The sequence below is a fragment of the Citrobacter sp. C5_2 genome (genome assembly GCF_014596845.2).
Classification (GTDB): Bacteria; Pseudomonadota; Gammaproteobacteria; order Enterobacterales; family Enterobacteriaceae; genus Citrobacter; species Citrobacter werkmanii.
On the sequence record NZ_CP115032.1, the window covers coordinates 4677091 to 4689939 of the forward strand.

The window sequence follows — 12849 nt, forward strand, 5'->3', positions numbered from 1 at the left end:
GGCGAAATGGGGTTATTGGCTTAACAGACCGTTTTTACGCGCCTGCTCTTCCCACTGCGGAATCACCGTTTTGATGAAGTCCTGCTTCTCAGCATTGATTTGCTGCATGTTCAGACCAATCGCCGCCTGGGCTTTCTCTTTGGTAGAGATATCCGGTAACGGGATTTCATGCGTGATGCCTTTGGTCGCCAGCAGACGAACCAGTTTGGTACGTGCGTCGGCGGCTTTATCCATTGCGCTACCCAGCATCCGCAGACCTTCTTCCGGCGCATGCATGTGAATACCGTGTGAGGCGATAGACAGGTCCCAGCGCCATTGTGCGTGACGGATATCTTCCAGAATCGGCTTCATTTCCGCTTCGGTCGCACCCGCATCCCATGCGGCTTTCGCTTCGAAGTGCGCATGTACCAGTTGATCTTCAACCTTGATTTTCAGGTCATGAATGGCCTGTTTACGCTCGGCGACCACTTTTTGCAGGGACGCTTTGTCCTGGGTATGGCAGTTGGCACAGGTCTGGGCGAAGTTATCGAACGGATTACCAATCTTGTGATCGGTATAGATCTTACCTTCCGCGTTTTGCACTTTCGGCATGTGGCAGTCGATACAGGTCACGTTGTTCTTACCGTGAATGCCCGCGCTCCAGGTTTCATATTCCGGGTGCTGCGCTTTCAGCATCGGGGTTTTGGACAGAGAGTTAGTCCAGTCAGAGAAGGCGATGGTGTCGTAGTATTTCTCCATGTTCTCGACTTTCATGCCCTCATCCCACGGGAACTTAACGGCTTTGTTCTTACCGTCGAAGTAGTACTCCACGTGGCACTGGCCGCAGACCATGGATTGCTGATCAAAGCGACCAGCTTTCTCAAACGGTTTGCCGATGGCTTCCATCGCGCGCTCAGCGTAAGGACGCGACAGCGTCAGCTCAGGCTTGCCTTTGGCGAAGTCCGGCGACGCGGTGTTATGGCAATCTGCACAACCGAGGTTGTTAACAATTTCCGGACCGCCGCGCGCCCATTTACCGTGGAAGTAACCATCTTCACCGTCTTTCTGGATCAGACGCGCCACATCCGGGCTTTTACAGCTCCAGCAAGCCATCGGCAGCGGGCCGTCTTCTGCTGTTTTAGGTGCGCCGGTACGTAAGGTTTCACGTACATCGGTCACCGCATACGCGTGCCCGCGCGGTTTGTTGTAATCGCGCGAGAATGGATATCCCGCCCACAGGATCACCAGACGCGGATCTTCTGCCAGCGCATCTTCACGGGCTGATTGCTCAGACGTGGCTTTCCAGGAGAGGTATTGATCGGGATGCTGAGGGGCGAAGGTTTCATTCTTCGCTTCAACGGTGACGGTCTTTGCGGGTACAGGAGTTTGTTCAGCGTGAACAGCAGAGATAAATAATAAAGGTAATAACAGGCTGAAGAAACGGCGTACGCGTGATTTTGTCCTTGCCATAGGGGTCTCATCCAGATGACGCCATTATCTGCAATGGCGGTTCTTTTATTGTTTTCCATAACAGCAACCACACGAATACTGTCATGACATTGCTCCCCCCAATTTGTAACAAGAAACCACACTGAAAATGTTGTCTTTAATCAATTGTAAGTGTATGTAAAATACCACTTTAGAGTTAGTTACCCCCTCAAACCACTCACTCTTTTGTTTAATTCTGAGACAGATCACCTTTTCAACAATTCTCAGATAACCCCATGTTATCGCGAGAATTAATCAATTTTTGCTAGTTCTCTTCAAAATTCAGTTTGTCGCTAATTTGCACAATTCGTTTATTGCGTGATCTGCCGCCCAAATACTAAACAAAACTCGCAAAGCCCCTACATTTAACGTTTATGCGACATATTATTAACATCCTACAAGGAGAACAAAAGCCATGAGCCAAATACATAAACACGCTATTCCCGCAAACATTGCGGATCGTTGCCTGATAAATCCGGAGCAGTACGAAGCGAAGTACCAGCAATCTGTTAACGAACCCGACACATTTTGGGGCGAGCAGGGAAAGATTCTTGATTGGATCAAGCCGTACAGCCAGGTGAAGAACACCTCGTTTGCGCCAGGCAACGTCTCTATTAAATGGTATGAGGATGGCACGCTAAACCTGGCGGCGAACTGCCTTGACCGTCACCTGCAGGCAAATGGCGATCGTACCGCCATCATCTGGGAAGGCGACGACGCCAGCCAAAGCAAACATATTACCTACCGCGAGCTGCATCGCGATGTCTGTCGTTTTGCCAATACGTTACTGGATTTAGGCATTAAAAAAGGTGATGTGGTGGCCATATATATGCCGATGGTGCCGGAAGCGGCGGTCGCCATGCTGGCCTGCGCCCGTATTGGCGCGGTGCATTCGGTCATCTTCGGTGGTTTCTCCCCGGAAGCCGTCGCCGGACGTATCATCGACTCTAATTCTCGCCTGGTGATCACCGCCGATGAAGGCGTGCGCGCCGGACGCGCTATCCCATTGAAAAAGAACGTCGATGATGCGTTGAAAAACCCGAACGTGAAAAGCGTCGAACACGTTATCGTTCTCAAACGTACCGGTGGAAAAACAGAATGGCAGGAAGGTCGTGACCTGTGGTGGTCCGATCTTATCGAGAAAGCCAGCCCGGAACATCAGCCGGAAGAGATGAATGCTGAAGATCCGCTGTTTATCCTGTACACCTCCGGGTCAACCGGCAAGCCGAAGGGCGTGCTGCACACCACCGGCGGATATCTGGTCTACGCCGCAACCACCTTTAAGTACGTGTTTGACTATCATCAGGGCGATATCTATTGGTGTACCGCTGACGTAGGTTGGGTAACCGGGCACAGCTACCTGCTGTACGGTCCGCTGGCCTGCGGCGCAACCACGCTGATGTTCGAAGGCGTGCCCAACTGGCCTACCCCGGCGCGTATGGCGCAGGTCGTGGATAAGCACCAGGTCAATATTCTGTATACCGCGCCGACCGCCATCCGCGCTCTGATGGCAGAAGGCGATAAAGCGATTGAAGGTACTGACCGTTCGTCGCTGCGCATCCTGGGTTCCGTTGGCGAGCCAATCAACCCGGAAGCGTGGGAGTGGTACTGGAAGAAGATCGGCAACGAAAAATGTCCGGTCGTCGATACCTGGTGGCAGACCGAAACCGGTGGATTCATGATCACCCCGCTGCCGGGCGCCACCGAGCTGAAAGCCGGTTCCGCAACCCGTCCGTTCTTTGGCGTGCAGCCTGCGATTGTCGATAACGAAGGTAATCCGCTGGAAGGCGCAACCGAAGGCAACCTGGTGATTATTGACTCGTGGCCAGGCCAGGCGAGAACGCTGTTTGGCGATCATGAACGTTTTGAACAGACCTACTTCTCTACCTTCAAAAATATGTACTTCAGCGGCGACGGCGCACGCCGTGATGAAGATGGTTATTACTGGATCACCGGACGTGTGGACGATGTGCTAAACGTCTCTGGTCACCGTCTGGGCACGGCAGAAATCGAATCGGCGCTGGTGTCGCATCCGAAGATTGCCGAAGCCGCGGTGGTCGGTATTCCGCATAATATTAAAGGCCAGGCGATCTACGCCTACGTCACGCTGAATCACGGCGAAGAACCGTCGCCTGAGTTGTATGCCGAAGTTCGCAACTGGGTGCGTAAAGAAATTGGCCCGCTGGCAACGCCAGATGTGCTGCACTGGACCGATTCACTGCCGAAAACCCGCTCCGGCAAAATTATGCGCCGCATTCTGCGCAAAATCGCGGCGGGCGATACCAGCAATCTGGGCGATACCTCAACCCTCGCCGATCCAGGCGTCGTTGAGAAACTGCTCGAAGAGAAGCAGGCCATCGCGATGCCATCATAACCATAACCGTGAAATGCCCGATGGCGCGCTGCTTATCGGGCCTACAAATCCTATCCCTACCCCTCCCCTGAGCGGGAGGGAAATATAAAAACCCTCCCCCAAAGGATTTCGTGTTACAGGAAGGCGGCAAGCGAGCACATCCTCAGGAGCATAGTTCACTATGTGACTGGGGTGGGCGAGTGCGGCCAACGAACCTGTAGCGCGAAAGACGCAGGGGGACCTCTGGAGAGCTCTGTGATGAATGACAATATTTATCAGCGGATAGAAGACAGTGCGCGTTTCAGGGAGTTAGTTGAAAAACGGCAACGGTTTGCCACCATTCTGTCCATCATCATGCTGGCAGTTTACATCAGCTTTATTTTACTGATTGCCTTTGCGCCTGGTTGGCTGGGTACTCCGCTGCACGCGGGAACCAGCGTCACCCGGGGTATTCCGATTGGGGTCGGCGTGATCCTTATCTCCTTCATCCTGACCGGGATCTATATCTGGCGGGCAAACGGTGAATTCGATCGCCTGAACAATGCGGTTCTGCATGAGGTTAAAGCATCATGAAGAGAGTCCTGACGGCGCTTGCCGCCACGCTGCCCTTCGCCGCAAACGCGGCGGATGCTATAAGCGGAGCAGTCCAACGCCAGCCAACCAACTGGCAGGCGATTATCATGTTCCTGATTTTCGTCATCTTTACGCTTGGTATTACCTACTGGGCGTCTAAACGCGTGCGTTCGCGTAATGACTACTACACCGCTGGCGGTAACATCACCGGCTTCCAGAACGGGCTGGCGATTGCGGGCGACTATATGTCTGCTGCATCGTTCCTCGGGATTTCCGCGCTGGTCTTTACCTCCGGTTATGACGGACTGATTTACTCGCTCGGCTTCCTGGTCGGCTGGCCGATTATCCTGTTCCTGATTGCTGAGCGCCTGCGTAACCTTGGTCGCTACACCTTTGCCGACGTGGCCTCTTATCGCCTGAAGCAAGGTCCGATTCGTATTCTCTCGGCGTGTGGTTCCCTGGTGGTGGTCGCGCTGTATCTGATCGCGCAGATGGTCGGCGCGGGTAAACTGATTGAGCTGCTGTTTGGCCTGAACTACCACATTGCCGTCGTGCTGGTTGGCGTATTGATGATGATGTACGTCCTGTTTGGCGGCATGCTGGCAACCACCTGGGTACAGATCATTAAAGCCGTTCTGTTGCTGTTCGGCGCCAGCTTTATGGCCTTTATGGTGATGAAGCACGTCGGCTTTAGCTTCAACAATCTGTTCACCGAAGCGATGGCGGTACACCCGAAAGGTTCAGCCATTATGAGCCCGGGCGGGCTGGTGAAAGATCCGATCTCCGCGCTGTCGTTAGGTCTCGGCCTGATGTTTGGTACGGCGGGCTTGCCGCACATCCTGATGCGTTTCTTCACGGTCAGCGATGCCCGCGAAGCGCGTAAGAGCGTGTTCTATGCCACCGGTTTTATGGGTTATTTCTACATCCTGACCTTTATCATCGGCTTTGGCGCGATCATGCTCGTTGGCGCGAACCCTGTGTATAAAGACGCTGCTGGCGCGCTTATCGGCGGTAACAACATGGCGGCGGTACATCTGGCGAATGCAGTGGGCGGGAACCTGTTCCTCGGCTTCATCTCGGCAGTGGCGTTTGCCACCATTCTGGCAGTGGTTGCTGGTTTGACGCTGGCGGGGGCATCGGCAGTTTCTCACGACCTGTACGCCAACGTATTCCGCAAAGGCGCAACCGAGCGCGAAGAGCTGAAGGTGTCGAAAATTACCGTACTGGTGCTGGGTGTGGTTGCCATCGTGCTCGGCGTGCTGTTCGAAAACCAGAACATCGCCTTCATGGTGGGACTGGCATTTGCTATCGCAGCCAGTTGTAACTTCCCCATCATTCTGCTCTCCATGTACTGGTCAAAACTGACCACGCGTGGCGCAATGATGGGCGGCTGGTTAGGTCTGCTGACGGCCGTCGTGCTGATGGTGCTTGGCCCAACAATTTGGGTACAAATCCTGGGTCACGAAAAAGCCATATTCCCGTATGAGTATCCGGCGCTGTTCTCCATCAGCGTAGCGTTCCTCGGGATCTGGTTCTTCTCTGCCACCGATAACTCAGAAGAAGGTAACCGCGAACGCGCGCAGTTCCGTGCTCAGTTCATCCGTTCCCAGACCGGGTACGGCGTAGAACAAGGTCGCGCGCACTAATCTTCCCTCTCCTCCGGCTTCCGGGCCGGAGGATTACTGCCTTTCTCAGAACATCAGCCTTGCGACCAGCGGCGATACCAGCACCATCACCACGCCGGAAAGCATCATCACCAGGCTAGCCACTACGCCCTCCTGTTGGCCGAGCTCATATGAGCGAGCCGTGCCTGCGCCGTGCGATGCTGCGCCAAAACCTGCGCCTTTCGCCATCCCTTCGCGAATAGAGAGCCGCAAAAACAGCACATCGCCGACCGCCATCCCGAATACGCCCGTCACGACCACGAACAATGCCACCAGATCCGGCTGACCGCCCAATGGCTCTGCCGCCGCCAGCGCAAATGGCGTAGTAACGGACCGCACCGCCAGACTGCGCTGAATTTCATCAGGCAGCATAAACAGGCGCGCCAACCAGACGGAACTGGTGACCGCCACCAGTGTCGCCGTCACCACACCCGCCGTCAGCGACATCCAGTGACGTTTAATCACGGCGAGGTTGTCATAAACCGGAACGGCGAAGGCAATGGTTGCGGGACCTAGCAGCCATAGCAGCCAGTGCGATTCACCAATATAGTTTTGCCAGGAGATATGTCCAAAGACCAACATCAGCACCAACAGCGCCGGAGTAAGCACTAACGGCATCAGCGGTAATTTACGAAAGCGGCGATACAGGCGCTTGTTGGCAAAATAGATGCCCAGCGTAATCACCAGACACAGCACGCTTAACTGGAAATTACTCACGGTTTAACCTGCTCATTTCATAGCGATACACTTTATCCACGACCCATGCCGTTGCGCCGAGCACCATCATCGTACTTATCGCAATAACGGCAAAAATACGCCATCCATCAACCAGTAGCAGTTGCGTATAGTTAACGACGGCGACCACCGCCGGGACAAAAAACAACAGCATTTCAGCCAGTAACCAGCGAGCGCCTGCGCGGATCCAGTTCAGCGGGATAACCCGGCAGACTATCAACGCCAGCATCAGCACCATCCCAACCAGGTTGGCAGGAAGCGGCAGATGCAGCCAGGAGACAAGATATTGAGCAAAAACAAAGAGACCTGCGTACAACAGAACCTGAACAGGGATCTGGAGTCGATGAATAACAGCAGGCGTCACGCGGCTTATCGCCACAGCCATGAGGGTATGTCCTTAAAAAATAGAGAGCGCCAGTATAGAGAGCCCCCGTCCAGGACTGAAATGAATTAAAATCATTGCAGGCATAGTCTTAAGGAATAATCATGGATATCAGAACGCTGCGATATTTTGTTGAGGTGGTGCGTCAGCAGAGCTTTACCCGCGCAGCGGAGAAACTCTTTGTCACCCAGCCCACCATCAGCAAAATGTTGAAGAACCTTGAAGACGAGCTTAATTGCACGTTGCTCATCCGCGACGGACGGCGGCTGTTGTTGACCGATACCGGCCAGGTCGTGTTCGAACGCGGCCTGGCGATCCTCGCCGAGTTCCGCCAGCTCGAAGCAGAACTCAGCGACATTAATCACCTCAACAAGGGAATACTGCGCCTCGGTATCCCGCCCATGGTGGGTATGTTGATGGCTGGCCCCATCAGCCTTTTTCGCCAGCGTTATCCCGGCGTGGAACTGAAAGTGTCTGAATTTGGCGGTTTAACCGTCCAGCAGGCGGTGATGAACGGCGATCTGGATGTTGCGATGACCGCGTTGCCGGTTGAAGAAGAGAGCGGTCTGGCGACCTTACCACTTTTCAGTCATCCGCTCTGCGTGCTGGTCCCCCGCTCCGGTCAATGGACAACGTGCGACTCCATTTCCCCCGAAGCGCTGGCGGAGCATCCGCTGCTTATCTACAACGAAGATTTCGCGTTGAGCCGTCAACTGCTTGAGTTGTTTAACCAGCACAACGTAAAACCGCGTATCGCTGTGCGCAGCGGGCAGTGGGATTTTCTGGCGGCAATGGTGCAAGCCGGCGTCGGGATCGCCATTTTACCGGAGCCGATTTGCCAGCGGTTGGATAAGCAAACGCTGCGCTGGATCCCTCTGGAAAGCGACTTACGCTGGCAGTTGGGCATGATTTGGCGCGAAGGTGTGTATCTGTCGCACAGCGCCCAGGCGTGGCTGAAATGCTGCGAAGGGTTTTGGTTAACGCAGGAGTCGTAAAATGCCGGATGCGGCTTAACGCCTTATCCGGCCTACAACGTGCTACCTTTTATTGGTTCTCAATCAACAGCGCTTCCAGCAAATCCAGATCGTGCAATAGCTTTTGCAGCGTTTCATTGCTGATTTCACGCGTGGCGCGCAGATGATAAAGCTCGGCGCGTTCTGAACGCAGCGCCGCCAGGCGGAAACGTCGCTCCAGGTTCTCTTCCTGCATTGAGCTTTCTACATCGTTTCGCCCATCGGCGCGACGACGCAGGTTACCAATGACACGGGAGCTCACCTCGGTCAGTAGCTGATTATCAATGTTCTCTTCGCTATCCGCAGCCAGACGCTCCTCCATTTTCTGGATCGCGACAATCGCGACTTCCGCCGTGGCAGCACGAGCAATGCGCTCCTCTTTTTGCTGTTGCGAGTGGTCTGCAACTTCCAGATGCTGTAGCAGAATCGGCAGCATCACCACGCCGACAAACAGCGAGAACAGAATCACGCCCGCGGCGAGGAAGATCAGCTCATAACGCGCCGGGAAGCCGCTCCCGTCCGGTAACAACAGAGGAATGGAGAGCACACCGGCGAGGGTAATGGCCCCGCGAACTCCCGCAAAGGAGGCAATCAGGATTTCACGCGTCGTCCAGGAGCCAAACTCCATCGGCTTTTTCTTCAGGAAGCGCAGGCTGAACTTCTTCATGGTCCACAGCCAGCCAAAACGTACCAGCATCAGCGCGGCATAAATCAGCACGATATCGGTAAACAGCATCCAGATTTCAACGTTCGGATCGACTTCCGCCGCCGCCAAAGATGACTCCAGAATGCCCGGCAACTGCAGCCCTAACAACAAGAAGACCATGCCGTTAAACACAAACTCCAGCATCGCCCAGGTGCTGTTAGCACGTAAACGCATCGCCAACGGCGCGCGGCGCATCACGCCAGAGCGGGTAATCGTCATCCCGGCAGCAACCGCCGCGAGGATGCCTGAAACACCGATGTGTTCCGCAATCAGATAAGACGCAAACGGCAGCAGGAACAGCAGGACGATTTGCGTTGCCGGCTCATCACCGCCCCAACGGCTAAGAAAACGCAGGGAGCGTCCGTATAACCAACTGACGACAAAACCGGCCAGGATGCCGCCAACCGCCACTTTGAAGAACTCAAGCGTCGCGCCGCCGACGGTAAACACCATCGTGCCCATCGCCACGGCAACGGCAAATTTCAGCGAGACCAGGCCGGACGCGTCGTTCATCAACGCTTCGCCCTGCAGGATACCCATGATTTTCTTCGGGATGCGCCCCTCACCCACAATACCGGAAAGGGCGACGGCATCGGTTGGCGACAGCACGGCAGCCAGCGCAAAAGCGGGGATGAGAGGGATCCCCGGCACCAGCCAGTAAATCATAAAGCCAATCCCGACCACCGTGACCAGAACCAGCGCCAGCGCAAGGCCGAAAATCTCTCGCCCGTGCTCCAGAAACTCACGCGTCGGCGTCTTCCAGCCATCGGCAAACAGCAGCGGCGGGATAAATAGCACCAGAAACAGCTCAGGATCGAATTCCACATGCAAACCAAACGTCGGCCACGCCAGCAAGGCGCCGATGGCGATCTGCATAAGGGGTAATGGGAGTTGGAAGGGCAATACGCGAGTAAATACCCCCGACAGCGAGACCACAAGGGTCATGATGAGTATGGTGAAAAAGATTTCCATGCGTTCCCTGTTTGCGATGTTTCTTATGATTGGTGATAAAGGCGTCGTGCCTTAATTCTATCTACTTGAGAGTATCGCAAAAGACAACGAGTGTGTTCTGAAAATAAAAACGGGCGGCCTGGGCCACCCGTTTTCAGGAGCGTCATCGACGTAAAATCAAATAGCCCAACCGCCCGCGTAAAAGGCCACCAGCGCGATAGCAATCACCACCGTACCGATGTTCAGTTTGCGCCATTCGCCAGAGACAATGCGACCAATGACCAGGGTAGCAAAACCAATCATAATGCCGGTAACGATATTACAGGTCAGGACGATAAATACAGCAGTGACCAGACCCGCCATCGCGTCGACAAAGTCAGCAAAGTCGATTTTCGCCACGTTGCTCAGCATCAGCAGCCCCACATACATTAACGCAGGCGCCGTTGCGTAAACAGGAACAAGATAAGAGAGCGGAGAAAGGAACAGGATCAGCAGGAACAATACGCCAACGGTGATCGCCGTCAGGCCGGTCTTGCCGCCTGCCGCCGTACCCGCTGCGGATTCAATGTAAACCGCCGCCGGTGCAGCCCCTACCAGACCAGAAAACACGCTGCTCAGGGAGTCGGTGGTCAGCGCTTTGCCGCCATCGATAATCTGTCCGTCTTTATCCAGCAGATTCGCCTGTCCGGCTACCGCGCGGATGGTTCCGGTCGCATCGAAGACCGCGGTCATAACCAGCGCCAGCACGCTCGGCAGTACGATCGGGTTCAGTGCGCCCATAATATCCAGGCTGCCGATCAGCGAGTTGCCGTTTTCATCGCTCAGAGACGGCATGGCAAAAATACCGGAGAAATGCACAGCAGGATCGAAAATCAGGCCGACGATGGAGATACCGATAATGGTCAGCAGGATGCCGCCCGGTACTTTCAGTTTTTCGAGACCAATAATCACCGCCAGACCAACCAGCGACATAATCACCGGGAAGGTATCGAAGTCACCCAGCGCAACCGGCAGGCCGTCCAGCGGGTTCTTAATCACCAGACCAACGCCATTGGCCGCAATCAATAACAGGAACAGGCCGATACCAATCCCCGTACCGTGCGCAACGCCCTGCGGCAGATTGCGCAGGATCCAGCTACGGATACCGGTCGCAGAAATGATGGTAAACAGAACCCCCATCAGGAACACCGCGCCCAGCGCCACGGGCACGCTAATATGTTGTCCCAGCACCAGGCTGAATGCGGTAAACGCGGTCAGCGAAATGGCGCAGCCAATCGCCAACGGCAGGTTCGCCCACAGGCCCATCACAATAGAACCGACGCCCGCAACCAGACAGGTTGCCACAAACACAGCGGCAGGCGGGAATCCGGCTTTACCCAGCATCCCCGGAACCACGATAACGGAGTAGACCATGGCCAGGAACGTCGTTAATCCGGCAACAACTTCTTGACGAACGGTACTGCCGCGATGCGAAATTTTAAACCAGGCGTCGAGTGAACCGCCGGTACGCGCTGAAGGCGTAGACATAGAAAACATCCCCTGAGAGTTTATTTTTTCGTCATTATGCGTGGTGGACAATCCACTGCCTGCTAAACGATTTCTCCATGTGCCAGCTTTGCGTCAATAGGGGTGTCGCAAAAAAGCAAACGTTTAGCTCCGCGCATAAAAAACGGGTGATAAAAAAAAGCAAACGATTATCCAGCGATCATACGTTGGTTTTCAACTGAACTTTGCCGCTTTTTACTCATTTCTTCTTATAATGCGCAAGAAATAGCCAGACGATGCGCAAACGTTATCGTCAATGCGCAATCTGGCAACAAATTTCGCTGAGTTATTACAAGATTTGCATTTATTTTTCACGCCTGCTCGCACAAAAAAATGCATGAAGATGCGGAAAAATTTTTGGCTAAAAAGCAATCAATTCACTGGCAAATAGAGAGGGGTGGCTTACACTTACATTATCAACACAGACCGGAACCTCCCCAAACGTGCTCGACTGAGGGGTGTTGATGTCGGGGGAAACCCTCCCGTGAACCAACGGGATAGAGTGAAAGACAAAGACCGGAACCAAACTAAAGCGCCCTCTGTGGCGCTTTAGTTTTACACCGTTATATCCGCCACATACTTTAAACCAATCAATCATCTTCCAGCAGGCGCGCCCCGGTCCCCTGCTCGCCAAGCTGATCGCCAGGGTTACGCAACGGGCAATCACTGCGGGATAAACAGCCGCAGCCAATACACCCATCCAGCTCATCGCGTAACGCCACCAGAGTATGAATGCGTCGGTCTAACTCCTCGCGCCATTGCGAAGAGAGCTGCTTCCACTCTTTGGCACTGAGCGAATGCCCTTCAGGTAATACACCTAACGCGTCGCCGATCGTGGCCAGTGGAATGCCGATACGTTGGGCAATCTTGATAATCGCGACATAACGCAACACATCGCGTTTGTATCGACGCTGATTACCGCTGTTGCGCATACTGCTGATTAATCCTTTGCTTTCATAGAAATGCAGGGTCGATACCGCCACACCGCTACGCTTTGCAACTTCACCTGGCGTGAGTAACGCTTTTATCCGGGGTAATTTCTTTTCCATAAATCGCTTTACCTCAAGTTAACTTGAGGAATTATACTCGCCCACAGACAAAACGACGAATCGAACACTGAGAAAGAGGCAACTCTATGTCCCATCAGCAGATTATTCAGACCCTTATTGAATGGATTGATGAACATATCGATCAACCGCTGAACATTGAGGCGGTTGCGAAAAAATCAGGTTACTCAAAGTGGTATTTGCAGAGAATGTTCCGCACGGTGATGCGTCAGACGCTGGGTGACTACATCCGCCAACGTCGGCTTCTGCTGGCCGCCGTTGAACTACGGACGACCGAACGGCCTATATTCGATATTGCGATGGATCTTGGCTATGTATCGCAGCAAACCTTCTCGCGCGTATTTCGCCGAGAGTTTGATCGTACTCCCAGCGATTACCGCCACCGCCTGTAAA

General features: G+C 54.1%; 11 protein-coding genes. 5 read left to right on the top strand and 6 right to left on the bottom strand.

All coding sequences use genetic code 11. The features are described from left to right. Positions 1–12: 12 nt before the first annotated feature. Positions 13–1449: an ammonia-forming nitrite reductase cytochrome c552 subunit gene (nrfA, locus tag ICA20_RS22740; RefSeq protein WP_038636304.1), complete on the bottom strand. Its 1437-nt coding sequence runs from the start codon at positions 1447–1449 to the stop codon at positions 13–15. A gap of 433 nt (positions 1450–1882) precedes the next feature. Here nrfA and acs point away from each other — a divergent pair, with 433 nt between their 5' ends. The 3 genes from acs (at position 1883) to actP (ending at position 6039) form a co-directional block, all read left to right on the top strand. Beyond that, positions 1883–3841 carry an acetate--CoA ligase gene (gene acs / locus ICA20_RS22745; protein ID WP_038636301.1) on the top strand — a complete coding sequence of 653 codons (1959 nt, stop codon included), beginning with the start codon at positions 1883–1885 and terminating at the stop codon, positions 3839–3841. Between the two features lie 237 nt (positions 3842–4078). After that, positions 4079–4393, top strand: a complete 315-nt coding sequence (locus tag ICA20_RS22750; RefSeq protein WP_006688274.1) for a DUF485 domain-containing protein — start codon at positions 4079–4081, stop codon at positions 4391–4393. After that, on the top strand, positions 4390–6039 hold the full coding sequence (actP, locus tag ICA20_RS22755; RefSeq protein WP_038636298.1) for a cation/acetate symporter ActP: 1650 nt from the start codon (positions 4390–4392) through the stop codon (positions 6037–6039). Before ICA20_RS22750 ends, actP begins: the two co-directional genes overlap by 4 nt. A gap of 45 nt (positions 6040–6084) precedes the next feature. On the opposite strand, the gene ICA20_RS22760 is transcribed toward actP, so the two are convergent. Both ICA20_RS22760 and ICA20_RS22765 read right to left on the bottom strand, forming a co-directional pair. Further along, entirely contained in the window at positions 6085–6774 is a 690-nt protein-coding gene (locus ICA20_RS22760) for an LrgB family protein (RefSeq protein ID WP_038636296.1), read from the bottom strand. Then, positions 6767–7177, bottom strand: a complete 411-nt coding sequence (locus tag ICA20_RS22765; RefSeq protein ID WP_038636293.1) for a CidA/LrgA family protein — start codon at positions 7175–7177, stop codon at positions 6767–6769. Before ICA20_RS22765 ends, ICA20_RS22760 begins: the two co-directional genes overlap by 8 nt. A gap of 101 nt (positions 7178–7278) precedes the next feature. Here ICA20_RS22765 and ICA20_RS22770 point away from each other — a divergent pair, with 101 nt between their 5' ends. Continuing rightward, on the top strand, positions 7279–8169 hold the full coding sequence (locus tag ICA20_RS22770; RefSeq protein ID WP_038636290.1) for a LysR family transcriptional regulator: 891 nt from the start codon (positions 7279–7281) through the stop codon (positions 8167–8169). 49 nt (positions 8170–8218) lie between these two features. Here the strand turns inward: ICA20_RS22770 and ICA20_RS22775 are convergent, their stop codons facing one another. From ICA20_RS22775 to soxR, 3 genes are all read right to left on the bottom strand, one after another. Then, entirely contained in the window at positions 8219–9865 is a 1647-nt protein-coding gene (locus ICA20_RS22775) for a Na+/H+ antiporter (RefSeq protein WP_038636287.1), read from the bottom strand. Between the two features lie 156 nt (positions 9866–10021). After that, positions 10022–11371, bottom strand: a complete 1350-nt coding sequence (gene ghxP, locus ICA20_RS22780; protein WP_038636284.1) for a guanine/hypoxanthine transporter GhxP — start codon at positions 11369–11371, stop codon at positions 10022–10024. A 608-nt stretch (positions 11372–11979) separates the two neighbouring features. Then, entirely contained in the window at positions 11980–12438 is a 459-nt protein-coding gene (gene soxR, locus ICA20_RS22785) for a redox-sensitive transcriptional activator SoxR (protein WP_003826630.1), read from the bottom strand. Positions 12439–12524: 86 nt separating this feature from the next. Between soxR and soxS the strand changes: the two genes are divergently transcribed. Next, positions 12525–12848 carry a superoxide response transcriptional regulator SoxS gene (gene soxS / locus ICA20_RS22790; RefSeq protein WP_005132611.1) on the top strand — a complete coding sequence of 108 codons (324 nt, stop codon included), beginning with the start codon at positions 12525–12527 and terminating at the stop codon, positions 12846–12848. Position 12849: the final 1 nt, after the last annotated feature.

Bases quoted from the DNA above. Each gene is read 5' to 3' on its own strand.
- nrfA (WP_038636304.1), bottom strand. From the start codon at position 1,449: ATGGCAAGGACAAAATCACGCGTACGCCGTTTCTTCAGCCTGTTATTA.
- acs (WP_038636301.1), top strand. From the start codon at position 1,883: ATGAGCCAAATACATAAACACGCTATTCCCGCAAACATTGCGGATCGT.
- ICA20_RS22750 (WP_006688274.1), top strand. From the start codon at position 4,079: ATGAATGACAATATTTATCAGCGGATAGAAGACAGTGCGCGTTTCAGG.
- actP (WP_038636298.1), top strand. From the start codon at position 4,390: ATGAAGAGAGTCCTGACGGCGCTTGCCGCCACGCTGCCCTTCGCCGCA.
- ICA20_RS22765 (WP_038636293.1), bottom strand. From the start codon at position 7,177: ATGGCTGTGGCGATAAGCCGCGTGACGCCTGCTGTTATTCATCGACTC.
- ICA20_RS22770 (WP_038636290.1), top strand. From the start codon at position 7,279: ATGGATATCAGAACGCTGCGATATTTTGTTGAGGTGGTGCGTCAGCAG.
- ICA20_RS22775 (WP_038636287.1), bottom strand. From the start codon at position 9,865: ATGGAAATCTTTTTCACCATACTCATCATGACCCTTGTGGTCTCGCTG.
- ghxP (WP_038636284.1), bottom strand. From the start codon at position 11,371: ATGTCTACGCCTTCAGCGCGTACCGGCGGTTCACTCGACGCCTGGTTT.
- soxR (WP_003826630.1), bottom strand. From the start codon at position 12,438: ATGGAAAAGAAATTACCCCGGATAAAAGCGTTACTCACGCCAGGTGAA.
- soxS (WP_005132611.1), top strand. From the start codon at position 12,525: ATGTCCCATCAGCAGATTATTCAGACCCTTATTGAATGGATTGATGAA.